At 67.0% G+C, this 23,759-nt stretch carries 20 protein-coding genes; 9 read left to right on the forward strand and 11 right to left on the reverse strand.

The annotated features are described in order from the left end of the window. The first annotated feature begins 33 nt into the window (after positions 1 to 33). Positions 34 to 1,107 carry a Rieske 2Fe-2S domain-containing protein gene (locus LDO15_RS11805; protein ID WP_223979025.1) on the forward strand — a complete coding sequence of 358 codons (1,074 nt, stop codon included), beginning with the start codon at positions 34 to 36 and terminating at the stop codon, positions 1,105 to 1,107. After that, positions 1,085 to 2,764: a ubiquinol-cytochrome c reductase cytochrome b subunit gene (locus tag LDO15_RS11810; RefSeq protein WP_223979026.1), complete on the forward strand. Its 1,680-nt coding sequence runs from the start codon at positions 1,085 to 1,087 to the stop codon at positions 2,762 to 2,764. Before LDO15_RS11805 ends, LDO15_RS11810 begins: the two co-directional genes overlap by 23 nt. 134 nt (positions 2,765 to 2,898) lie before the next feature. Here the strand turns inward: LDO15_RS11810 and LDO15_RS11815 are convergent, their stop codons facing one another. Beyond that, positions 2,899 to 3,690, reverse strand: coding sequence for a GntR family transcriptional regulator (locus tag LDO15_RS11815; protein ID WP_223979028.1), 792 nt, complete (start codon positions 3,688 to 3,690; stop codon positions 2,899 to 2,901). Positions 3,691 to 3,857: 167 nt separating this feature from the next. Between LDO15_RS11815 and LDO15_RS11820 the strand changes: the two genes are divergently transcribed. After that, complete coding sequence (locus LDO15_RS11820; RefSeq protein ID WP_223979030.1) at positions 3,858 to 4,151, forward strand: HPr family phosphocarrier protein; 294 nt, start codon at positions 3,858 to 3,860, stop codon at positions 4,149 to 4,151. A 141-nt stretch (positions 4,152 to 4,292) separates the two neighbouring features. On the opposite strand, the gene LDO15_RS11825 is transcribed toward LDO15_RS11820, so the two are convergent. From LDO15_RS11825 to LDO15_RS11845, 5 genes are all read right to left on the reverse strand, one after another. Then, positions 4,293 to 4,694, reverse strand: a complete 402-nt coding sequence (locus LDO15_RS11825; protein WP_223979031.1) for a cytochrome c oxidase subunit 4 — start codon at positions 4,692 to 4,694, stop codon at positions 4,293 to 4,295. Beyond that, a complete protein-coding gene (gene ctaD, locus LDO15_RS11830) occupies positions 4,691 to 6,412 on the reverse strand; it encodes a cytochrome c oxidase subunit I (protein ID WP_223979032.1) in 1,722 nt (573 codons plus the stop codon). Before ctaD ends, LDO15_RS11825 begins: the two co-directional genes overlap by 4 nt. Before the next feature lie 10 nt (positions 6,413 to 6,422). After that, a complete protein-coding gene (gene coxB / locus LDO15_RS11835; protein ID WP_223979033.1) occupies positions 6,423 to 7,295 on the reverse strand; it encodes a cytochrome c oxidase subunit II in 873 nt (290 codons plus the stop codon). Between the two features lie 207 nt (positions 7,296 to 7,502). Next, complete coding sequence (locus LDO15_RS11840; RefSeq protein ID WP_091251656.1) at positions 7,503 to 7,892, reverse strand: iron-sulfur cluster assembly accessory protein; 390 nt, start codon at positions 7,890 to 7,892, stop codon at positions 7,503 to 7,505. A gap of 173 nt (positions 7,893 to 8,065) precedes the next feature. Then, positions 8,066 to 9,496 (reverse strand): dipeptidase, encoded by a 1,431-nt coding sequence (locus LDO15_RS11845; RefSeq protein ID WP_223979034.1) that lies wholly within the window; start codon positions 9,494 to 9,496, stop codon positions 8,066 to 8,068. 106 nt (positions 9,497 to 9,602) lie between these two features. Here LDO15_RS11845 and LDO15_RS11850 point away from each other — a divergent pair, with 106 nt between their 5' ends. Further along, entirely contained in the window at positions 9,603 to 10,202 is a 600-nt protein-coding gene (locus LDO15_RS11850; protein ID WP_223979035.1) for a DUF3043 domain-containing protein, read from the forward strand. Positions 10,203 to 10,380: 178 nt separating this feature from the next. Here the strand turns inward: LDO15_RS11850 and LDO15_RS11855 are convergent, their stop codons facing one another. Then, complete coding sequence (locus tag LDO15_RS11855; RefSeq protein ID WP_223979036.1) at positions 10,381 to 11,454, reverse strand: quinone-dependent dihydroorotate dehydrogenase; 1,074 nt, start codon at positions 11,452 to 11,454, stop codon at positions 10,381 to 10,383. A 150-nt stretch (positions 11,455 to 11,604) separates the two neighbouring features. Between LDO15_RS11855 and LDO15_RS11860 the strand changes: the two genes are divergently transcribed. Next, positions 11,605 to 13,299 carry an FAD-binding dehydrogenase gene (locus LDO15_RS11860; protein WP_223979038.1) on the forward strand — a complete coding sequence of 565 codons (1,695 nt, stop codon included), beginning with the start codon at positions 11,605 to 11,607 and terminating at the stop codon, positions 13,297 to 13,299. Positions 13,300 to 13,357: 58 nt separating this feature from the next. After that, positions 13,358 to 14,473 carry an alpha/beta hydrolase gene (locus tag LDO15_RS11865; protein WP_223979039.1) on the forward strand — a complete coding sequence of 372 codons (1,116 nt, stop codon included), beginning with the start codon at positions 13,358 to 13,360 and terminating at the stop codon, positions 14,471 to 14,473. 74 nt (positions 14,474 to 14,547) lie between these two features. Here the strand turns inward: LDO15_RS11865 and LDO15_RS11870 are convergent, their stop codons facing one another. The 3 genes from LDO15_RS11870 to leuA all read right to left on the reverse strand — a co-directional run bounded on the left by LDO15_RS11870 (position 14,548) and on the right by leuA (position 18,108). Continuing rightward, on the reverse strand, positions 14,548 to 15,399 hold the full coding sequence (locus LDO15_RS11870; protein WP_223979040.1) for an isoprenyl transferase: 852 nt from the start codon (positions 15,397 to 15,399) through the stop codon (positions 14,548 to 14,550). A gap of 20 nt (positions 15,400 to 15,419) precedes the next feature. Continuing rightward, on the reverse strand, positions 15,420 to 16,172 hold the full coding sequence (recO, locus tag LDO15_RS11875; RefSeq protein WP_223979041.1) for a DNA repair protein RecO: 753 nt from the start codon (positions 16,170 to 16,172) through the stop codon (positions 15,420 to 15,422). Positions 16,173 to 16,368: 196 nt separating this feature from the next. Further along, positions 16,369 to 18,108, reverse strand: a complete 1,740-nt coding sequence (gene leuA, locus LDO15_RS11880; RefSeq protein ID WP_223979042.1) for a 2-isopropylmalate synthase — start codon at positions 18,106 to 18,108, stop codon at positions 16,369 to 16,371. Between the two features lie 252 nt (positions 18,109 to 18,360). On the opposite strand from leuA, the gene LDO15_RS11885 reads away from it, so the two are divergent. From LDO15_RS11885 to LDO15_RS11895, 3 genes are all read left to right on the forward strand, one after another. Then, entirely contained in the window at positions 18,361 to 20,313 is a 1,953-nt protein-coding gene (locus tag LDO15_RS11885) for a M13-type metalloendopeptidase (protein WP_276572918.1), read from the forward strand. A 166-nt stretch (positions 20,314 to 20,479) separates the two neighbouring features. Beyond that, positions 20,480 to 21,181, forward strand: coding sequence for a TetR/AcrR family transcriptional regulator (locus LDO15_RS11890; protein WP_223979044.1), 702 nt, complete (start codon positions 20,480 to 20,482; stop codon positions 21,179 to 21,181). An 83-nt stretch (positions 21,182 to 21,264) separates the two neighbouring features. After that, positions 21,265 to 22,044: an SDR family NAD(P)-dependent oxidoreductase gene (locus tag LDO15_RS11895; RefSeq protein ID WP_346655997.1), complete on the forward strand. Its 780-nt coding sequence runs from the start codon at positions 21,265 to 21,267 to the stop codon at positions 22,042 to 22,044. Here LDO15_RS11895 and LDO15_RS11900 read toward each other — a convergent pair. Further along, the gene (locus LDO15_RS11900) at positions 22,041 to 23,609 is read right to left on the reverse strand and encodes an LCP family protein (RefSeq protein ID WP_223979046.1); all 1,569 of its coding nucleotides are present in this window, start codon (positions 23,607 to 23,609) and stop codon (positions 22,041 to 22,043) included. The two genes, LDO15_RS11895 and LDO15_RS11900, sit on opposite strands and share 4 nt — an antisense overlap. Positions 23,610 to 23,759 lie beyond the last annotated feature (150 nt).

Here is a 23,759-nt window from a genome sequence, read left to right on the forward strand (position 1 = left end):
ACTTGCCGAGACGAGAGAAGGATGAGGCGAATCATGGGCAACCATAGTGACGGCAGTCCGAACCACTCGGGCACCGTAGCTAAGGGTGGTCAGAATGAGGTGGAGAAGTTCCAGGATCCTGGAATTCCCCCGCACCGTTTGCGCCTGGCTGACACGGACCCGAGGGCCGCAAAGAAAGCAGAACGGCAGGTAGCCATTCTGTTCGGCACCTCAGTCGTTGGCACCCTGATATTCCTGGTGTCGTACTTCGCGATCGATCTGGGGAATGATTCCTCGATCGCCACGATCCGTCTCCAGAATGCCTTGCTGGGCATCGGCACCGCGTTCGCGATGCTGGGCATCGGCACCGGCATCGTCCACTGGGCCAAAGCCCTGATGCCGGACCACGAGGTCTCGGAAGAGCGCCACGCGATCCGCACCGAGGAAGACCGCCAGGCTGCCGTCCGCATCGTTGATGACATTGTGGAGGAAACCGGCATCAAGCGCCGGCCGCTGATCCGCAACACCCTGCTTGGCGCGGTCGCGCTTGCGCCCCTGCCGGCATTGGCCATCTTCGGTGACCTCGGCCCCCGGCCGGACTTCACGCTGGCCCACACGTTGTGGGCTCCGGCTCCGGACGGCAGGCTGAAGCGCCTTGCCCGCGACCCCGATGGCACTCCCATCAAGGCCGCGGACGTAACCATCGGCTCCGCTTTCCACGTCATCCCGGAAGGGCTGAACGAACTGAGTGAAGGCAAGCTGAACGAGAAGGCCAAGTCTGTTGTCCTGCTCATGCGACTGGACCCGAGCGAGCTCCACCCTTCCCCGGAACGCGCCGATTGGGCGTACAACGGCATCGTCGCGTACTCCAAGATCTGTACCCACGTTGGTTGCCCTGTTGCCCTGTACGAGCAGCAGACCCACCACCTGCTGTGCCCGTGCCACCAGTCAACCTTTGACCTGACTCAACAGTGCAAGGTTATCTTCGGCCCGGCCAGCCGCCCTCTTCCCCAGCTGCCTATCGCAGTCGACGCCGAGGGCTACCTGGTCGCCACGAGCGACTTCCATGAACCCGTCGGACCGAGCTACTGGGAGCGTGAGCAGCATGTCCTCATCCCTAACGCCTGATGCCCCCGTCTTTGTCGCCAAGACTTCGGGCGGCCGCATCACAGACTTCGTCGACCAGCGTGTTGGCGGCTCCGGCATCCTCCGCGAGTTCGGCCGGAAGGTCTTCCCGGACCACTGGTCGTTCATGTTCGGTGAAGTGGCGCTGTATTCCTTCGTCATTCTGCTCCTCTCGGGAACGTTCCTGACGTTCTTCTTCGATCCGTCCATGGCGGAGACGCACTACGCCGGCTCGTACACGCCGCTGAAGAACGTTGAAATGTCCGTGGCGTACAGCTCGTCCCTGAACATCTCCTTTGATGTCCGCGGCGGTCTGTTCATGCGCCAGGTGCACCACTGGTCGGCCCTGCTGTTCGTCGCCTCGGTCTCCGTGCACATGCTCCGGGTGTTCTTCACCGGCGCGTTCCGCAAGCCCCGCGAACTGAACTGGGTGGTGGGCGGTGTCCTGCTCATCCTCTCCATGGCCGCAGGCTTCACCGGCTACTCGCTCCCCGATGACCTGCTCTCCGGCAACGGCCTGCGCATCATCGACGGCGTCATCAAGTCCATCCCGGTCATCGGCACGTACACCTCGTTCTTCCTCTTCGGCGGCGAGTTCCCGGGCACCATGATCATCAGCCGCCTGTACATGCTGCACATCCTCCTGGTTCCCGCGCTCATCCTGCTGATGATCGTGATGCACCTCTTCATGGTGGTTGTTCACAAGCACACGCAGTACCCCGGCCCCGGCCGCAACGACGGCAACGTCGTCGGCTACCCCCTGGGACCGGTCTACGCGGCGAAGGCCGGCGGGTTCTTCTTCATCGTGTTCGGTGTCGTTGCCATCATGGCCGCGTTCTTCACCATCAACCCGATCTGGAACTACGGCCCGTACGACCCCTCACCGGTGTCGGCAGGCACACAGCCTGACTGGTACATCGGCTTCGTTGACGGCGCCCTGCGCCTGATGCCGGGCACGATCGGTGACTGGAAAGTCGAGCAGGTGTGGTTCGGCTACGTCTTCACCTTCAACGTTCTCCTGCCGGCCCTTGTCCCGGCGGGCATCCTGTTCACGGTCATGTTCACCTACCCCTGGATCGAACGCTGGATCACCAAGGACAACCGCGAGCACCACGTCCTGGACCGTCCCCGCAATGCTCCGACCCGTACGGCCATCGGCATGGCCGGCTTCGTCTGGTACTGCGTCATGTGGGCAGCCGCAGGTTCCGACCTCATCGCGACCCACTTCCACGTGGCCCTGAACGATGTGACCTACTGGTTGCGCGCACTGTTCTTCATCGGCCCGGTCATCGCCTTCATCGTGACCAAGCGCGTAGCCCTGGCGCTGCAGCGCAAGGACCGCGAGATTGCTCTGCACGGCCGCGAAACCGGCCGCATCGTGCGCCTGCCGCACGGCGAGTTCATCGAGGTTCACGCCCCGCTGGACGAGTACAAGCGCTACAAGCTGGTCGGCTTCGAGTCACCGGCCCCGCTGCCCGCGGTGCCGAACGAGCACGGCGTCGTGGACCGCAAGGAAAACCGCCGCGCGAAGCTCTCCCGCTGGTTCTTCGAGGACCGGGTCGCACCGGTCACTCCCGCTGAGCTGGAGGCCGCCCACGGCCACCACGGCGGCCACGAGGCCGTCGAGGCAGCAGATGCGCAGAAGACGCTGAGCCACTAGTCAGCACCAAACAGGAAGGCCCGGTCCGCCAAGGACCGGGCCTTCCTGCATTCCACACAAAAAACCAACGCGGGGTCACTCCGCGCCCATAAACCCCCTCGGGATGGGCGCTAAGTGACCCCGCGTTGCTGTGGCTAGGGGCGGTACCCTGAGGCGTAGTTGCGGGTGGGCCGGACGCCGGGCCGCTGCAGCGGCACCCAGAGTTTGTATCGGTCGGCCCGGTAGTAGGACACGGAGTAGTCGACCATGGCGCGGGCCACGAAGGCGTGGCGCTGGATCTTCAGCAGCGGAGTGCCGACCTCGACGTTCAGGAGCCGGGCGGTGGACGGCGATGCGGCCGTCGCCTCGATCATGTCCTCGCCCCATTCCATGACCAGTCCGTAGCGTTCGCTGAGCACGTTGTAGAGGGATGTGGGCGGCTCGCCGTCGAGCAGCCCTGGCACCCGGTGTGCCGGGATGAAGTTCTCGTCAACGCTCATGGGCTCGTTGTCGGCCAGCAGGAGCCGCCGGAACCTGACCAGGGGCGTGCCCTCCTCCAGCTGCAGCTCGCGGGCCAGGAAAGCGCTGGCGCCGATCTGTTCGAAGCTCAAGACCTTGGCTGCGGGCACCATGCCGCGGCGCTGCATCTCCTCGCTGTAGGACGTCAGCTTGACCTGCAGGTCAAGCTTGGGCTTGCGCACGAACGTGCCCAGCCCCACGACGCGTTCAATCACTTCCTCGCCCACGAGCGCGTCGATGGCCTGCCGGACGGTCATCCGGGCGAGACCGAACCGCACAGCGAGGTCGCGCTCGGACGGCAGGGCCGAACCCGGCGGGCACGCGGCAGCAATGTGCGCCCTGAGGATCTCCCGCAGCTGCACATAGATGGGAATGCCGCTCTGCCGGTCAATCTCGCCGAGCATCCGGGACGCGTTAGAGGAGGCCATGGCGGAGCCTCGGGTGGTGTTCCGGCCTGCAGAATTGAGTCATATATCAAGGGTAAGCCCCCGCCTCGGCAGGTCTAGACCACCGGACCGTCGCAAGTCGTGCGGCCCCCTCCCCCGCGGCTACCCTTGAAGGGAGCAGAACAAAACACGAGCACAAGGGAGTCCCGTTGCCAGTTCGCAAGGCAATCGTCACGGCCGCCATCGGCCTCCACGCCCGGCCGGCAGCCGTTTTTGTCCGGGCCGTCACGGCCACCGGCCTCCCGGTAACCATCAGCAAGGACGGCAGACCCGGCGTGGACGCCCGTTCCCTATTGGAGGTCATGACCGAGGACTTCGAGTGCGGCTGTGAGGTGGAGCTGGCTGTTGCGGCGGATGCCCTTCCGGCCCGCTGCAGCCTCACGGAGGCGGAGAATGCGCTGGAGGAACTCCGGATCCTGTTGGAGTCGGCAGCCGCCGCCTGAGGTCTCTGCACCGGCAGTTGCGCCGGCTACGCCCGGCACGTCCATCCCCGGCAATCGAAGCGCTAAGCACGCATACGACGGCGGGCCCCACCAATGGTGGGGCCCGCCGTCGTGCGTTATGAACTTATAGTCCGGGTGGCGCTAGTGCGCGTGGTCACCGCGGCTGTACTCGTAGACCCAGCCGACCAGGGCGACGACCGCCAGGCCAGCGGCGATGAAGACGATCCACCAGCCCACGGCCAGGCCGAGGAACCCGAGGGCGCAAGAGATGCCCAGGACCAGCGGCCACCAGCTCCAGGGGCTGAAGTGTCCCTGTTCGCCGGCGCCTTCGTGGATCTCGGCGTCGTTGCGGTCCTCGGGGCGCATGCCCACGCGTCGGCCGGTGAAGCCGAGGTACGCGCCGATCATGCCGGCGAGGCCGCCGACCAGCAGGATGGCCAGCGCGCCGACCCATTCACTCCAGTGGGTCAGGTAGCCGTAGATGAACGCCACCGGGACGAAGAAGAAGACGCCGAGGCCAAAGATCCTTGATTCGATTTTCACTTGGCGGTGTCCTTCTGGTCGGCGTTACCGAGGGCTGCTGCTGCCGGGGCAGGAGAGTCGACGGTGTAGGACTGGGAGAGCTCCGGGTGGTGCAGGTCCAGCGCGGGACGCTCGGAGCGGATGCGGGGCAGGGATGTGAAGTTGTGGCGCGGCGGCGGGCAGGAAGTGGCCCACTCGAGCGAGGCACCAAAGCCCCACGGGTCATCAACTTCAACACGCTCGTTGCTGCGCCAGGTGATGTAGACGTTCCAGAAGAACGGGATCAGCGAGGCGCCCAGGACGAACGAGGCGATGGTGGAGAACTGGTTCATCCATGTGAACCCGTCCTGCGGCATGTAGTCGGCGTAGCGGCGGGGCATGCCCTCGACGCCCAGCCAGTGCTGGATCAGGAAGGTGCCGTGGAACCCGAGGAACAGCATCCAGAAGTGGATCTTGCCGAGGCGCTCGTTGAGCATCTTGCCGGTCCATTTGGGCCACCAGAAGTAGAAACCCGCGAACATGGCGAACACGACCGTGCCGAAGACCACGTAGTGGAAGTGCGCCACGACGAAGTAGGAGTCCGAGACGTGGAAGTCCAGGGGCGGGGAGGCCAGGATGATGCCGGTCAGGCCGCCGAAGAGGAACGTCGCCAGGAAGCCGATGCTCCAGAGCATGGGGGTTTCGAAGGTGATGGAACCGCGCCACATGGTGCCGATCCAGTTGAAGAACTTCACACCGGTCGGAACGGCGATCAGCATCGTCATGAAGGAGAAGAAGGGCAGCAGGACCGAGCCGGTGACGTACATGTGGTGGGCCCACACGGTCACGGACAGGGCGGCGATGGAGATGGTCGCGTAGACCAGGCCCTTGTAGCCGAAGATCGGCTTGCGGCTGAAGACCGGGAAGATCTCGGAGACGATGCCGAAGAACGGCAGCGCGATGATGTACACCTCGGGGTGGCCGAAGAACCAGAACAGGTGCTGCCAGAGGACGGCGCCGCCGTTCTCCGGGTCGAAGATGTGAGCGCCAAAGCGGCGGTCGGCACCGAGAGCGAACAGCGCGGCAGCCAGCGGCGGGAAGGCCATCAGGACGAGGATGGACGTCACGAGGGCGTTCCAGGTGAAGATCGGCATCCGCCACATGGTCATGCCCGGGGCGCGCATGCAGATGATCGTGGTGATGAAGTTGACGGCGCCAAGGATGGTGCCGAAACCGGAGAGTGCCAGGCCGAAGACCCAGAGGTCACCGCCCACGCCGGGGCTGAACGTCGTGTTGGACAGCGGCGCGTAGGCGAACCAGCCGAAGGACGCGGCACCCTGCGGGGTGATGAATCCGGAGACGGCAATCGTGGAGCCGAAGAGGAAGAACCAGAAGGCCAGTGCGTTCAGTCGCGGGAACGCGACGTCGGGGGCACCGATCTGCAGCGGCATGATCACGTTGGTGAAGCCCGCGAACAGCGGCGTCGCGAACATCAGGAGCATCACGGTGCCGTGCATGGTGAAGAGCTGGTTGTACTGCTCTTTGGTCTGCAGGATCTGCATGCCGGGCTCGAAGAGCTCGGCACGGATCAGCAGCGCCATGATGCCGCCGAAGCAGAAGAAGACGAACGAGGCGATCAGGTACATGTACCCGATCGTCTTGTGGTCGGTCGAGGTGATCCAGTTGACGACGATGCGCCCCTTGGATTTGGGTACTACGGGAGCCTCGAGGACCCCGGCGGATTGAGTGTAAGTTGCCACGTCGCTCCCCTTACTTGGTTTCGGTCGGGGCCGGGTTGCGGTCGTACTCTTCACCGAGCAGGCCGGTGTTCCCGTCCTGGCGCAGCTGGTTCATGTGCGCCTGGAACTCCGTCTCGGAGACAACCTTCACGCGGAACAGCATTTCGGAGTGGTACTCGCCACAAAGTTCGGCGCACTTGCCGTCGTAGGTTCCCTCCCTGGTGGGAGTCAACCGGATGTAGTTGGTCTTGCCGGGGATCATGTCCCGCTTCTGCAGGAACGCGGGCACCCAGAAGGAGTGGATGACGTCGCGGGCGTTGAGCTCGAGGTCAACCGACTTGTTGACCGGCAGGTACAGGGTGGGCAGCTTTTCCTTGTCCACGTTGTTGCCGGTCAGGTGCGCCTGGACGCCCGCTTCGTGGACGTCCTCGGTGACGACGTCGCCCTTCTTGTAGTTGAAGTCCCACGCCCACTGCTTGCCGCGGACGTCGACGACGACGTCGGCCGGCTTGGAGCGGTCATCGATCTGCTGCTGGTCGCGGTCGGTGAAGTAGAAGAACACCAGGACCATGAACAGCGGGATCGTCAGGTAGAAGACTTCCAGGGGAAGGTTGAAGCTGCTCTGGCGGGGGAAGCCCACCGTGCCCTTGCGGCGACGGTAAGCGACGATGCACCAGATCATCAGGCCCCAGGTGATGATGCCGACGACCAGCGCGGCAATCCATGAGTTGACCCAGAGGTCCATGATGCGGTCAGTATTACTGGTGGTCCCACGCTCGGTGGGCAACCAGCCCCTCTCAACCTCTGGTGAACATCCAGTCAAAGCCAACGCGCCGGCTAGTGCCAAGCCAGTGATCGTAGAGATCTGTTTGCGTCGGCTGCCGGTTCGGTTCTGCGAACTCACAGACGGCCCTTCCTACTTGTTGCTGTTGTCCCGCGAATGACGGGCAGGACAAACGAAAAGTTTTACTACTCGGTGTAGAGCTTACCGCTCCCCGCGAGTTTTCGCCCACATGTCCGCACCGTGCGTCGGGACCTTTTTGAAGGTCCCGCTCGTTGAGGATCCGGCGGCACTAAGGCCGGGCAATATGCCCGGCCTTAGTGGAAGTAATTAGTGGAATGAATCCCCGCAGGCGCAGGAGCCTCCGGCGTTCGGATTGTCGATCGTGAAGCCCTGCTTCGAGATGGTGTCCTCGAAGTCGATGCTGGCGCCGCTGAGGTACGGAACGCTCATCTTGTCGACGACCACTTCCACGCCGTCGTAGTCTCGCACGGCGTCTCCGTCGAGCAGCCGCTCGTCGAAGTAGAGCTGGTAGATCAGGCCGGAGCAACCGCCGGGCTGCACGGCAACGCGCAGGCGCAGATCGGTGCGGCCTTCCTGCTCGAGGAGGCTGCGGACCTTGCCGGCCGCGACGTCGGTCAGCATGACCTCGTGCGTGGCCAGCTCACCGGCCTCGGGGGCCGTGGCGTCGGCGCTGTTTTCATTGGTTGTAGTGCTCATGGCCTACCTTCTTGCAACGGTGGTGGCGGCTCCGCTCGCACGGTGCCCGCCCCTACTTAAACGGTATGGGCTATAGCTACATGCTACGACGCGCAGCCTTGTAGCTCTAACTTCTGACGTAACCGTCGGAAGCGGCTGGATGTTCCCCGGGAACGGAGGGGCGGCGCGGCGGCTTAGACGGCACCGTCCTCGTTCAGGCGTGCCAGCAGCAGGGCTTCGGCGATGATCGCATTCCGGAAGTCGTCGAGGTGCAGGGATTCATTGGCGCTGTGGGCGCGGGAGTCGGGATCCTCGACCCCCGTCACCAGGATCTGCACGTCCGGATAGATCTCCGTCAGGTCCGCGATGAACGGAATGGACCCGCCGATCCCCATTTCAACGGCGGGTACGCCCCAGGCCTCCCCGAGGGCCCACATGGCGGCCGTTGCGGCCTTGGAGGTGGTGTCGGTCAGGAAGGAGCTGCCGCTCTCCCCCGGCGTGAACACCACGTGGGCCCCGAACGGGGCGTTGGCCTCGACGTGCTTGCGGACGGCCGCCATGGCCGCCGCCGGATCCTGCCCGGGAGCCAGGCGCAGGCTGAACTTGGCCCGCGCCCGCGGCAGCAGCGTATTTGAGGCGACGTCCACGGCCGGGGCGTCGAAGCCGATGATGGACAGCGCGGGCTTGGTCCACATGCGTGAGGCAATGCTTCCCGTTCCGGCGAGTTTCACGCCGTCGAGCACCGAGGCGTCGGCGCGGTATTCCGCTTCGGTGAGGTCCACGGTGACGTCGTCGCGGCTCACCAGCCCCTCGATGGCGACACTGCCGTCGTCGTCGTGGAGGGTCGCGATCAGGCGGGCCAGCAGTGTCGGTGCGTCGAGCACCGGGCCGCCGAACATGCCCGAATGCACGGCGTGGTCCAGGACCTTGACCTCGATGGTGCCGTCCACGAGGCCGCGCAGGCTCGTGGTGAGGGCGGGAATGCCGACCTTCCAGTTGCTGGAGTCGGCCACGACGATCACGTCCGCGCGGAGCAGTTCGCGGTGGGTCTCGAGGAAGGACCGGAACGTCGGCGACCCGGCCTCTTCCTCACCTTCGAAGAAGAACGTCACGCCCAGGCCCAGTTCGTCCCCGAGCACGCGCGTCACCGCGGCGTACGCCGCGATGTGGGCGAGGATGCCGGCTTTGTCATCCGCGGCGCCGCGGCCGAAGAGCCGCCCGTCGCGTTCGACGGCGGTAAAGGGGTCGGTTTCCCACAGCGCGAGGTCGCCGGTGGGCTGGACGTCGTGGTGGGCGTACAGCAGCACCGTAGGTTTGCCCGCGGCGGCGGGGCGGCGGGCGACTACCGCGGGGCCGCCGGGTGTCCCATCCTCCTTGTCGCAGCGCAAGATCCGGACGTCGTCGAAGCCGCTGTTCCGCACGAGGCCGGCGACGGCGTCGGCGCTGCGGTTCAGCGGAGCCGGGTCAAAGCTCGGCCAGGCGATGCCCGGGATGGCTACAAGGTCCGTCAGCTGGCTGATCGTCTGTTCGAACGATTCGGTAACGGCCTGGCGGAGGGCATCGGCATCGATGGTGCCGGCGTGGTTCATGGCGGTCTGCGGGTTCCCCGCGGTTGATGAAGTCATGGCCAAAACACTACCCGTGTGCTGAATCACGACAAACAGCGTCATCGCCGGGCCGAGGCCGTGTGGGCTGGGTCTCGGGGCTGTGTCTGCGGGGTATTCTTTAGGGGTGTTTGGACGTAAAAAAGAAGCGCCATCGGCGCAGGACGTAGTTGACCAGCAGGCGGCCGAGGCAGCAGCCCGGGGCACCGTGACCGGCAAGGGCGCGCCCACGCCCAAGCGCAGCGCCCAGGAGGCGGCCCGCAAGCGGCCGCTCGTGCCGGAGGACCGCAAGGCTTCCAAGGCTGCCGAGCGCGCGGCTGTCACGGAGCAGCGGCTTAAGATGCGGCAGGCCATGGACAGCGGTGACGAGAAGTTCCTGCCGGTCCGGGACAAGGGTCCGCAGAAGCGTTTCGCCCGTGACTACGTCGACGCCCGCTTCAGCCTGGGCGAGTACCTCATGTTCGGCGCGCTCTTGTTCGTAGTCATCTCGCTGCTCGTGCCGGCGTCCAGCCAGCAGATGATCTACGTCCTGGGCGGCTTCTGGGTCATGTTCCTCGCCGTGTTCGTGGACGTCTTCATCCTCTCCCGCAAGCTCAGGAAGCGGCTCGGCGAAAAATTCGGCGAGGTGGAGCGCGGCACCGTCTGGTACGGCTCCATGCGCTCCCTGCAGTTCCGCCGCCTGCGCCTGCCCAAGCCGCAGGTCAGCCGCGGCCAGTTCCCCTCCTGATCGTCCACCCCTAGATTCTTCTACCGCGAAGCCCCCGGCAGTTCATCTGCCGGGGGCTTCGCGGTTGTACATTCGGGTCTGGCGTCCTCGCGGGGCTACGTCCTCGCGGCCTTGCGGGGCTGCGGTGACTTGCAGGCTGGGGGGACTTGCGCGGCTGCGGTGTACCGGCGCCTACATATCAGCGCCGGCTCGGGTGCTTTGCCAGCAGCCGGTTGATGCGGGCGGCCCAGAAGGGTCCTTCGTATAGGAAGGCTGTGTACCCCTGGACGAGCGTGGCGCCCGCGTCGAGGCGTTCCTGGACATCCTGCGCCGTTTCGACGCCGCCCACCGAGACGAGCGTCAGCGCACCGCCCGTGACGGACTTGAGCCGGGCCAAGACCTCCAGGGACCGATGCTTCAGCGGCGCACCGGAGAGACCGCCGGCGCCGCACGCTTCGACCTTGTCCGGGCTGGAGGCGAGTCCCGTGCGGGCGATCGTGGTGTTGGTGGCGATGATGCCGTCCAGTTTCAGGTCCAGCGCCAGCCGTGCGACGTCGTCGATGTCCTCATCGCTGAGGTCGGGCGCGATCTTGACCAGGAGGGGAACATGGCGGCCCGCAGCCTTGTCCGCCTCCTCGCCCACGGCGGCCAGCAGCGGGCGCAGGGTCTCAACGTCCTGCAGCAGCCGGAGGCCCGGCGTGTTGGGCGAACTGACGTTGACCACAAGATAGTCGGCCGCCGGGGCGAGGCTGCGCGCGCTGATGAGGTAGTCCGAGACCGCGTCCTCGAGTCCAACCACCTTGCTCTTGCCGATGTTCACGCCGATCACGGGCCGCACGCCGGGATGCCGGCGCTGCAGGGCGGCCCGGGCGGACTTCAAGCGCGGGGCCACCGCCGCGGCGCCGTCGTTGTTGAAGCCCATCCGGTTGATCACGGCCCGGTCTTCCACAAGGCGGAACAGCCGGGGAGCCGGGTTGCCGGGCTGGGCCTGGCCGGTGATGGTGCCGACTTCCACGTGGCCGAAGCCGAGCTCCGTGAGCGCCTCGATGCCGTGGCCTTCCTTGTCGAAGCCCGCCGCCAGCCCGAACGGCGAGGGAAAGGTCAGGCCGAACGCCTGGGTCTGCAGGGAAGCGGCCGGGGCGGTGAACTTCTGCAGCACCCGCCCGGCGCCGCAACTGTGGGCCAGCCGGATGGCCTTGAACCCGATCTTATGGGCGCGTTCGGCGTCCATCCACGAAAAGGCCAGCCGGAAGAATGTGGGATATACGCGCATGCCTCTAGTTTTCCGGTTCGGGCCGCGCAGACCAAACCAGCGCGCCCGCGGACTGCGGTTGTGACTGGGGCAGTGACTGCGGTTATGACTGCGGCGCCTCGCGCCCTGGATGCGGCGGCGGAAGAGGGCGGTGCGAGTTAGCATGAAGCCATGACCAGCAATGATGGTGTCGGAACGGCCGGGCGCGGGGCGCCGGACGGGCGGATCGAGGCCGACGTCGTGGTGGTCGGCGCCGGACTGGCCGGGCTCGTGGCGGCGGCCCAGGCCTACGCCGCCGGCCGGCGGGTGGCCGTCCTGGACCAGGAACCCGAGGCGTCCGTCGGCGGCCAGGCACACTGGTCCTTTGGCGGCCTGTTTCTGGTCAACTCCCCCGAACAGCGTCGGCTCGGCGTGCGTGACAGTGAGGAGCTGGCCCTCGCCGACTGGCACGCCTCCGCCGGATTTGACCGTGCGGACGACGCGCTGGCCAAAGAATGGGCGGCCGCGTACGTGAACTTCGCCTCCGGGGAGAAGCGGGCCTGGCTCGCCGCCCTGGGCGTGAGGCTGTTCCCGCTGGTGCAGTGGGCGGAGCGCGGCGGCTACGGCCCTGCCGGCCACGGCAACACGGTCCCGCGCTTCCACGTCGCGTGGGGCACCGGACCGGCCCTGGTGGCGCCCTTCCTGGCCAAACTCCGCGATGGCGTTGCCGCCGGGCGCGTATCCTTCCATTTCCGGCACCGGGCCACCGGGCTCATCAAAACTGCGGGCCGGGTAAGCGGCGTCCGCGGCGAACAACTCGAGGCCAGCAGCGCGGGGCGGGGTGAACAGTCTTCCCGGCGCACGGCGGGCACTTTCGAGGTTGCGGCCGCCGCCGTCGTGGTGACGAGCGGCGGGATCGGCGGCAACCACGATGCGGTCCGCGAACAGTGGCCCGGTGGCGGGGCGCCGGCAACGATGTTGAGCGGCGTGCCCGCTTCCGTCGACGGCGACTTCCTGCCGGCTGTGAGCCGCGCCGGCGGCAGGCTCATCAATGGTGACCGGATGTGGCATTACCCGGAGGGCATCCACAACCATGCCCCGGTCTGGCCGCGGCACGGCATCCGGATCCTGCCCGGACCGTCGGCCCTGTGGCTGGATGCGACGGGGCAGATGCTTCCCCCTCCCCTGTTTCCCGGCTTCGACTCGCTCGGCGCTTTGCGCCACATCCTGGCCACGGGACATTCCCATTCATGGTTTGTCCTCAACCGGACGATCGCCCTGAAGGAGTTCGCGCTGTCCGGATCAGAGCAGAACCCGGACCTCACCGGCAAGGATGTCCGCCTGCTCGCCTCGAGGCTCAAGCCGGGCAGCGATACGCCCTTGCAGCGGTTCCTGGACCACGGCACCGACTTCCTGCAGGCCGGGTCCCCCGCCGGGCTGGCCGGGCAGATGAACCATCTGGCGGGCCGGCAGCTCATTGACCCCGGGGCCCTGGACGCCCTGATCCGTGCCCGGGACCGGCAGTTTTCCAGCGGGCTGGGCAAGGATCCGCAACTGGCCGCCATCCGGGCTGCCCGCCGATTCGCCACCGACAAGATCATGCGGGTGGCGCCGCCGCACCGGCTGCTAGATCCGCGCCACGGCCCCCTGCTCGCCGTCAGGCTCTCGGTCCTGACGCGTAAGAGCCTCGGCGGGCTCCATACGGATTTGCAGTCGCGGGTGCTGGATGCCGCCGGTCGGCCCGTGCCAGGCTTGTTCGCCGCCGGTGAGGCTGCGGGGTTCGGCGGCGGCGGCATCCACGGCTACCGGGCGCTTGAGGGGACGTTCCTGGGCGGGTGCCTCTTCTCAGGACGTTCGGCGGGGCGCGCCGCGGCGCTGGCGGCGTAGCCAACCCATAGCAAGCGACGCAATATGCCGCATAGTTAGCAGGGCAGGAGGAAAGCCGATGCAGTGGCAGACCGACATACTGGGCGACGACTTCCAGTCGTGCGCCTTCGAGGCCGCCGGCCCTGACGGTGTGCTGCGCACTGCCACCCTAGTCCGTCATACGCCCTTGAACCCCGCGGAACGTCCGGCAGAACCCGCAGCACGCGCCGAGCGGGCGGTCGAACCCGCCGCCGAACCCGTCGCCGGGGCGGCAATGGCGGCCGAAACCGCGGCTGAAACCGGCGTAGAAGCCGGGACGGAAGATCAGGCAGGAACCCCGGCGTCAACCGCGCCGCCGGGCCGGGCCGTGCTCTTCCTGCACGGTTGGAGCGACTACTTCTTCAATGAGGAACTCGCGGAGTTCTGGACCGGCAAGGGATTCGATTTTTTCGCCCTGGACATGCACAACCACGGCCGCAGCCTCCGGCCGGGAACCCACGGCGGTTACGTCGCGGACCTGGATGACTACGACGCCGAGATTACGGCCGCGATCGGCATCATCGGCTCGCTCCGGCCGGAGGGCGAGGCACCCCAGCTGACGCTCATGGGCCACTCCACCGGCGGCCTGATCGCGGCGCTGTGGGCCGACCGGCACCCGGGGGTGGCCTCCCAGCTGGTCCTCGACAGCCCGTGGCTGGAAGTTCATGGGAGCCCGGCCCTGCGCCGCGCGGCCCGGACGATGGTGGAGCCGTTCGCGCGGTTCTGGCCAGAGTCGGTCATCCGCCTGCCGGAACGGGCCTTCTACTGGCGCAGCATCAGCAGCGCCGCGGAAGGCGAATGGGCCCTGGACGACGCCTACCGTCCGCCGCATGCCTTTCCGGTCCGCGCCGGCTGGCTCAGCGCCGTCCTCTCCGGACAGGCCAGGGTGGCCCGTGGCCTGAACATCGAGGTACCCATTCTCGTGCTGATTTCGGGGGCCAGCGCCAACGGAATGTTCTGGAAGGAGTCGATGCGCCGCACGGACGCGGTCCTTGACGTGAACACGATCGCGCTGCGGGCCCTCAGCCTGGGCCGCACGGTCACGCTGGAGCGGATTGACGGCGCCCTGCATGACGTCTTCCTCTCCGCACCCCGCGTCCGCGCCGACGCCTACGCCCGGCTGTCCCGGTGGATCAGGGCGTACGTGTTCGACTGACGTGGAACACGACGACGGCACCCACGACCGCCGGCTTCCGGGCACCAGCGACACAGTCCCCCGCCGCAGGCCGCCTAGGTGCCCTGGCGCCCGACGGCCGGAGCGGCATCAACCGCTCCTCCATACCGCCGGTCCCGCTGCGCATAGATCTCCACCGCGTCCCACAGCGTGCGCCGGTCCACGTCCGGCCACAGGGTGTCCATGAAAACGAACTCTGCGTAGGCCGACTGCCACAGCATGAAGTTGGACAGCCGCTGTTCGCCGGAACTGCGCAGGAACAGGTCAACGTCCGGCAGGTCGGGCTCGTCCAGGAACTTCTGGATGGTCCGCTCGGTGATGGCGCCGGGCTTGAGCCGGCCCTGGGCCACTTCCTCGGCGATCGCGGAGACGGCGTCGGCGATCTCGGCGCGTCCGCCGTAGTTCACACACATGTTCAGGGTGCAGGTGCTGTTGCCCCGGGTGTAGTCCTCGGCCTCTTCGAGTTCGCGGATCACCGAGCCCCACAGTTTCGGGCGCCGCCCGGACCAGCGGATGCGGACGCCCCAGTCATCGAGCTGGTTCCGCTGCCGGCGCAGCACGTCCTTGTTGAACCCCATAAGGAAGCGCACTTCTTCCGGGGACCGCCGCCAGTTCTCGGTGGAGAAAGCGTACACGCTGACGTGCTCGATCCCGAGCTCGATAGCCCCGGCCATGACGTCCAGCAGGGCCGGCTCCCCCGCCTTGTGCCCCTCGATCCTGGGCAGGCCGCGCTGGTTGGCCCAGCGTCCGTTGCCGTCCATGACGATTGCCACGTGCCGCGGAATGAATTCAGCGGGGATGGCGGGCGGAACAGCGCCGGACGGGTGCGGATAGGGGGCCACCACCGGGGCGGTCCGCCGCCGGCCGTTGCCCTGCTTTGCCTGGCTTTTCTCCAGGTTCCTTCCCAAGCTTCTTCCCAGTGCCACTTCTACGTTCGCTCCACATGTTTGAGGGATTTCAGGACTCGCTCCAGATGCCACTGCAGGTAGCTGGCCACCAGGCCGGCCGCTTCCCGGCGGTGAACCGATGCGGAGGCATCCGCCGTCGACCAGTTGCCGGTGAGCAGGGCACCCAGCAGGAGCACGGTTTCCGCGGCCGGCGCCGGGGACCCCGGCGGCCGGCAGTCGGCGCAGACCATGCCGCCCAGCGGCGCGGAAAACGCGGTGTGCGGGCCGGGGGCGCCGCACCGGGCGCAGTCGGTGAAGCTGGGCGCCCAGCCGCCGGTCGCGAGGGCGCGCAGCAGGTAGGAGTCCAGGATGAGTTCGGGGGCGTGATCGCCCCGGCTTAGCGACGCCAGTGCCCCGACCAGGAGGTTGTACTGGGCGGTGCCGGCTTCGCCGTCGACGTCGGTGAGCTTTTCCGCCGTCTCGGTCATGGCGGCGGCCACAGTGTATCGGCCATAGTCCGCGGCGATGTTGCTGCCGTAGGCGCCCTTGGCCACGGCCTGCGTGACGACGTCCAGGGTGCGTCCGGAAATCAGCTGGAGGTCCGCCACCATGAACGGCTCCAGCCTGGCGCCGAAACGGCTGCTGGTGCGGCGGACGCCCTTCGCCACCGCACGGACCTGGCCGTGGTGCTTGGTCAGCAGGGTGATGATGCGGTCCGCCTCGCCCAGCTTGTGGGTGCGAAGCACGACGGCGTCATCACGGTAGGCGCGCGCTGCGAAGGATTGTTGGACCACAGTTAATCTTCGCACTGTCTTTGCGGAAACACGGTACGGGCGGCACCGCCGAGGTAAAACACCCCCGAGGTAAAACACCGCCGAGGTAAGACACCGCTGAGGTAAAACACCGCTGAGGCAAAGAAAACTGCGCCGCCGGAGAGGTCCGGCGGCGCAGCGTGCTTCATGACCCGTGTCAACAGCCTCAGCGGACGAATCAGGCGCGGGCGTCCCGGATGGCCCGGTTCACGGCCGAGATGACGGCCTTGAGCGAAGCCGTGATGGTGTTCGCGTCGATTCCCACACCCCAAAGCACCCGCTCCCCCACGGCGCATTCGACATAGGCCGCGGCCAGGGCGCTGCCGCCCTCGGACAGGGCGTGCTCGCTGTAGTCCAGAACCCGGACGTCAACGCCGTCCTCGCGCAGGATACTCAGCAGGGCGGCGATGGGGCCGTTGCCGGTGCCGGTGCGACGGACCTGGGTGCCGTCGATCTTCAAGGCGGCGGTCAGGGTCATGGCGCCGTCCTCGCCCGTTTCCGTGCTGATCGAGCCGAGAGCGTAGCGCCCCCATTGGGTGTCGGCGGATCCGGAGGGCAGGTATTCATCCTGGAAGACCTGCCAGAGCTGAGCGCCGCTGACCTCGCCGCCCACCGTGTCGGTCTGCTTCTGGATAACGCCGGAGAATTCGATCTGGGCCCGGCGCGGCAGGTCCAGGTTGTGCTCGTTCTTCAGCAGGTAGGCGACGCCGCCCTTGCCGGACTGCGAGTTGACCCGGATGACGGCCTCGTAGCTGCGGCCGAGGTCCTTCGGGTCCACCGGCAGGTAGGGGACCTGCCAGGTGTAGTCGGCGACGTCCTTGCCGGCGGCGGCGGCATCCTTTTCGAGGGCTTCGAGGCCCTTCTTGATGGCGTCCTGGTGTGAGCCGGAGAACGCGGTGAAGACGAGGTCTCCGCCGTAGGGCACGCGCTCGGCGACCGGGAGCTGGTTGCAGTACTCCACCGTGCGGCGGACTTCGTCGATGTTGGAGAAGTCGATCATGGGATCGATGCCCTGGACGAACATGTTCAGGCCCAGGGTCACCAGGTCCACGTTGCCGGTCCGCTCGCCGTTGCCGAAGAGGCAGCCCTCGATCCGGTCCGCGCCGGCCAGGTAGCCCAGCTCGGCCGCGGCGACGCCGGTGCCGCGGTCGTTGTGCGGGTGCAGCGAGAGGATGATGCCCTCGCGCGGGTGCAGGTTCCGGCTCATCCACTCGATGGAGTCGGCGTAGACGTTGGGGGTGGCCATTTCCACCGTGGCAGGCAGGTTGATGATGACCTGCCGGTCGGCGGATGCCTCGAAGACGTCGGCGATGGCGTTGCAGACGCGGATGGCGTACTCCAGCTCGGTTCCGGTGAAGGACTCGGGCGAGTATTCGTAGGTGATGTGCGTGTCCGCGAGGGTTTCCTCGTACTTCTTGCACAGCCGGGCGCCCTGCAGGGCGATATCCAGGATGCCGTCTTCGTCCTGGTTGAACACCACGCGGCGCTGCAGGACGGACGTGGAGTTGTAGAGGTGGACGATCGCCTGCTTCGCGCCGACCAGGGACTCGTAGGTCCGCTCGATCAGGTGTTCGCGGGCCTGGGTCAGCACCTGGATCGTGACATCATCCGGGATGTGGTTGCCCTCGATCAGCTGCCGGACGAAGTCGAAGTCCGTCTGCGACGCCGAGGGGAAGCCGACCTCGATCTCCTTGTAGCCCATCCGGACCAGCAGGTCGAACATCTTCAGCTTGCGGGCCGGGCTCATGGGATCGATGAGGGCCTGGTTGCCGTCGCGCAGGTCCACGGCGCACCAGCGCGGGGCCTTGGTGATGACTTTGTCCGGCCAGGTGCGGTCGGGCAGTTCAACGGTGATCTGGTCCTGGAACGGGATGTAGCGGTGGACCGGCATTCCTGAGGGCTTCTGTGCGTTTCGCATTACTATCGGGGCCTTTTCTGTGATTCTTGATGAAAGGGTGGCCGGGCAACACAAACTCCGCAGCGAGGGTGGGCCTTGCGCTAGATCGCGTCTGAGGCCTCGCCGCGGCAGCTAAGAAGAAGCAGTTCTGCGCGCACCATTTCACAGTAACACGGGTGCGTAAGATGAAGGAGCCAGAGAACCGCAACGTCCACTATGCAGACCTTCCACCGGCCCACGGGCCGGTGCGGCCTGCCTCTCAAAGGAGCATCCGTGCCACTTTCGGGGATAGATCTGTCCACCATCGACGCCAGCGTCAGCCCGCAGGATGACCTGTACCAGCACGTGAACGGCAGCTGGCTCAAGAGCACCGTCATTCCGGACGACCGGCCGCTGGAGGGCACGTTTACGGCGCTGCGCGATGCTTCGGAGCTCGCCGTGAAGGAAATTATCGAGCAGGCGGCCGCCCGCGGCGCGGAGGCTACCGGCATTGAGCGGAAAATCGGGGACCTCTACAACAGCTTCATGGACGAGGCTGCGGTGGAAGCCAGGGGCCTGGATCCGCTGCGGGCGCGGCTCGCGGAGGTGTTCGCCACAACGTCGGTGGCCGGGCTTGTGGCGTTGGCCGGACGGCTGTTCCGCGCCGACGTGGCGGGGCTCTTCTACATCTACCCGGCCCCGGACGCCGGAAACCCCGACCGGATCCTGCTGTACACCGGCCAGGGCGGTCTCGGACTGCCGGATGAGTCGTACTACCGCGAAGAGAAGTTCGCGCCGATGGTCCAGGCCTACCGCGCGCACGTGGCGGCCATGCTGGGCCTGGCGGACGTGGCCGACCCCGAGGGCGCGGCCGGACGCGTGGTGGCACTGGAAACTGCGCTGGCCTCGCACCACTGGGACAACGTGACGCTGCGGAATCCGCAAAAGACATACAACCTGAAGTCCGCCGAGCAGGCCGCGGAGCTGTTCCCGCTGCTGGCCGACTGGTTCGACGCCGCCGGCATCGTGCCGGAGAAGCGCACCGAACTGGTGATGAGCACCCCCGATTTCTTCTCCGGAGCTGCCTCGCTGCTGGACACCGAGCCGCTGGCGGCCTGGCAGGAATGGCTCGCCATGCGCGTCCTCAGCGCCGCCGCACCGTACCTGTCATCCCCGTTCGTCGACGCGAACTTCGCGTTCTACGGCACCACCCTGAGCGGGACGCCGCGGATCAAGGACCGCTGGAAGCGCGGCGTCGCGGTGGTCGAGGCAGCCCTTGGTGAGGCGGTCGGCCAGATCTACGTGGCCCGGCACTTCCCGGAAGGCAACAAGGCGCGCATGCAGACCCTCGTTGCCAACCTGATCGCGGCGTACCGGGACTCGATCACCGGGCTGGAGTGGATGGGCGAGGCAACAAAGCTTGAGGCTCTGAAGAAGCTGGACTCCTTCCGCGCCAAGATCGGCTATCCCGACAAGTGGATCGACTACTCCGCCGTAGAGATTGATCCCGCCGATCTGCTGGGGAACGTGGAGCGCGGCCACAGCGCCGACGTCGACCGCCACCTCGATGAGGTCGGCAAGCCCGTGGACCGGGAGAAGTGGCTCATGACCCCCCAGACGGTCAACGCCTACTACCATCCGCTGCTCAATGAGATCGTGTTCCCGGCCGCCATCCTGCAGCCGCCGTTCTTCACCGCCGACGCCGACGACGCCGTCAACTACGGCGGCATCGGCGCCGTGATCGGCCACGAAATCGGCCACGGCTTCGATGACCAGGGCTCGCAGTACGACGGCAGCGGGCTCCTCCGGAACTGGTGGACCGAGGACGACCGCACCGCTTTCGAGGCTCTGACCGCCCGGCTGGTGGCACAGTTCGACGCCCTCTCCCCCACGGCGGCCCCCGGCCACCACGTCAACGGCAGGCTGACCCTGGGCGAGAACATCGGCGACCTCGGCGGCCTCACGATTGCCTACAAGGCCTACCTGATCAGCCTCGACGGCCAGGAACCGCCGGTGCTGGACGGGATGACGGGGTTCCAGCGGTTCTTCGCGTCCTGGGCCGCAGGGTGGCGGCAGGTCATCCGGAATGAAGAGGCCATCCGCCGCCTCGCGACCGACCCGCACTCCCCCAACGAGTTCCGCACGAACGAGATCGCCAAAAACCTCGACGCGTTCCATGCGGCGTTCAGTGTCACCGAGCAGGACGGCATGTGGATGCCGCCGCAGGAGCGCGTCAGCATCTGGTGACCGGAGGAACACGGGGCCGATTCTGATGTCACGGCCCCGGGTTCTCCGGCAGCCTCCGCACGTGCTGCCGTCACCAATCAGGGCTTTGTTCCCTGTCGCTGAGCCGGGCGGGCACCTTCACTGGACACAAAGGATGTTGAGTACCGGCGGAGGAAAGGTGGTCGCGGTGGGCAGTCAACGGGACGACGGCGTGAGGGCGCGGGTCCGCGACGCTGCTGTCGCCCATTTCGCGGCTGCCGGGTTCAGCAAACCCGGGCTGGACGAGATCTCACGCGCCGCGGGCGTCTCCGGCGATGACATTGTTGCCCTGTTCGGCGACGAGGACGGACTTCGCCAGGCATGCGACGACTACGTGCTCCAGGCCTTGGTGGGGTGGGCACATGAAAAGGCCACGCTGGAGGGCATGAGCGAGGTCATGCGCTCCTACCAGGCTGACCCCGGCAGCTACCAGGCACAGATTAACTACCTCGGACGCGTCGTGGCCGAGAACACCCCCGCCGCGGCCCGCTTCATCGACGTCCTGGTCAACGAGAGCGAAACGATTATCAGAGCCGGCATGAGGGACGGCACGATGCGCCACTCCGATGACCCGCGGGCCCTGGCCGTCCTGACCGCCACCAACGTGCTGGGCCTGATAGCCATGGCCCCGCACATCGAACGCACCCTCGGGCTGCCGGCCTCCCAGCAGCAAATGCTGCTTCGCCTTGCCCTGCCGGCCCTGGAGCTTTACACCCACGGCCTCTACGCCGACGACTCCTACCTCAGACTCGTCCGCGACGCCGTCTCCGCCCTCCAGCCGCCTCACAATGCGCCGGAGACACCGGGCACGGGAGCCCAGGAGCTTCCGACCGCGCCGGACGGCAACTGATCGGCCCACGAGCATTACGGGGGGCGGCAGAACCACAGGGTGCACCCGACACAAGGAAAGGACCACCCCTGGCTCGCATCTTCATCACCGGCTCGACCGACGGACTCGGCCTCGCCGCCGCCCGGACCCTCCTGAACGAGGGCCACGAGGTTCTCCTGCACGCCCGCTCCAGGGAACGCGCCGCCGCCCTCGACGGCCTCGCTCCGCAGGCGGCCGGCATCGTGATCGGTGACCTGAGCAGCGCCGCCGCGACCCGGGACCTGGCCTGGCAGGTCAACGCGCACGGCCGGATGGACGCCATCATCCACAACGCCGGCGTCTACGTCTCGCCAGGGCGCGTCGCGACCGCGGAGGGACACTCCCGCACCCTGGCCGTTAACGTGCTCGCGCCCTACCTGCTCACCGCCCTGATCGAACGCCCCGCCCGCCTGATCTACATCAGTAGCGGCATGCACCACGGGGCCGGCGGCGACCTCCGCGACATCGACTGGACCGCACGGCGCTGGAATGCCGGCGCCGCTTACTCCGAGAGTAAACTGTACGTTTCCGCCCTCGCCGCGTCCGTCGCGCGCCACTGGCCCGCCGTGCTCAGCAACTCCGTTGACCCCGGCTGGGTACCCACCAAGATGGGCGGCGCGGGTGCGCCCGGCGACCTGGCCATGGGCCACGACACCCAGCGCTGGCTCGCCGTCAGCGACGACCCCGCGGCGCTGGTCTCCGGCAAGTACTTCCACCACCGCCGGCAGCGGAGTCCGGCACCGGAAGTCACTGACACGGACTTCCAGGACAGGCTGACCGACAGGCTCGCCGGACTCACCGGGACCACGCTTTTCCCGAGGAATGAAAGAGCGGCGGGGGCTTAGCGCGTGATGAGCGCCGGGTTGGCCTGCTGGCAAACGGTGTCGCCGGCCGTCTGGTTGACGATGTCCGCCGGCAGCTGCGGGGCAGCATCGGCGGTCGGCGTCCCGTTGGCGAAGTCGCTGCCCAGGTAGACCTGGACCCCGGCAACTCCGGCGGCCGGGAGCACCCGGCCCGGCGCCACCCCGAGCACGGCCGCGACATCCGCGGCCACGTCTGCATACTCCGGACCGTAGTAGACCGCCGTCGCCGCGACGGGCTGAGCCGTCAGTTGGGCCACCTGGGTGAAGCCGGCGCCCTTGACGGCCTGGATGATCTCCTGCGTCCGGGCCGGCACGCCCGAGCCGTTGGCAACGGTGACGGGCTGCAGGGCCTTGTCATAGGCCGGTGCGGTGGCGCTGGGCGTCGGCGTGGCGCTTGCACTGGCAGACGGAGAAGCGCTCGGCGTCGCGGTCGGGTCTGTCAGGTCAATGTCCTTGCGCATGGCGGCGAAGAGCTGGGAGGCCGCGGGCTGGGCCAGTTCCAACCGGTTGGGGTCGGCGGCGGCCGGCACGGTCGGCGTGGCCACGAAGGCCACCTTGCCGACGTCGATGTTCTTCAGCCGGTTGCCCACGGTCAGCAGCGTCGGCACCGACGCCAGGCCGTCGTCGATGGTCAGGTTCTTGGTGATCGCGTCCGCGATGCCGAGCATCCGCGCCGGGTTGCTGAGCGTGCCGTCGTCCTTGATCTTTCGCGTCAGGGCAGACAGGAAGCCCTGCTGGGCCTTGATGCGTCCGAGGTCGCCGCCGTCGCCGAACGCGTGCCGCGTGCGGACGAACGAGAGTGCCTGCTCGCCCTGGACGGTGGACGTGCCCTTGGGCAGCCTCAGCTTCGAGTCGGGATCGTACACGGCGTCGCTGATGCACACCTCGACACCGCCGACGGCGTTGGAGAGTTCCTTGACGGCGTTGAAGTCGGCCATCATGAAGTGGTCGATCTCAAGGCCGGTGAGCTTGTTAACGGTGTCCACGGCGCAACCGATGCCTGCCTCGGACATTGCCGAGTTGATCATGACGCCGGTCTGGGCCGGGTACTCCCTGTTGGTCTTCGGATCCTTGCATTTGGGGATGTCGACGAGCAGATCGCGCGGGAAGCTGATGACATTGACACGCTTGTTGTCCGCGGAGATGTCCATGAGCATCATCACGTCCGAGTGCCCGTAACCGGTGGAGTCATCGCTGGTGCCGTACTGCGAGTTCTTCCCGTCGCGGGTATCCGAGCCGAGGATCAGGATCTGCATCCGGTCCGTCGAATCATTCACGGCAGACTCGGACTTGGTGCTGCCGGCGCTCAGCGGCGCCTTGGTGATGTTGCCCTGGAGCCGGATCGCCCAGTAAGCGCCGAAAGCGATCACCCCGACCAGGAGGACGGCGAAGACTCCCGTGCCGACTTTCAGCCAGATGGGGGTCCGCCGGCCGGCGCCCAGGTGGCGGGCGGGTCCGACGGCGGCGTCGGCCGTGTGCCGGGCAGCAGCGGCTGACCGGTCCGGCGGGGCGGTTCCGTCGGCACGGTTGTCACGGGGTCGAACCACTTGTTGAGCCTTCCTTCACGAACGGGAGTCTGCCCATTTTAGTGGCCGAGTCTGAGAAAATGCCGATGCGCGCGCTCTTGGGAGCGGCGTGACGGGCCGGCGGCCCGGTAGTAGCCCATGTGCGAGCCCTCGTAAAGGCCCTCGCAAAGG

The sequence above is a fragment of the Arthrobacter sp. NicSoilB8 genome (assembly GCF_019977355.1).
Classification (GTDB): Bacteria; Actinomycetota; Actinomycetes; order Actinomycetales; family Micrococcaceae; genus Arthrobacter.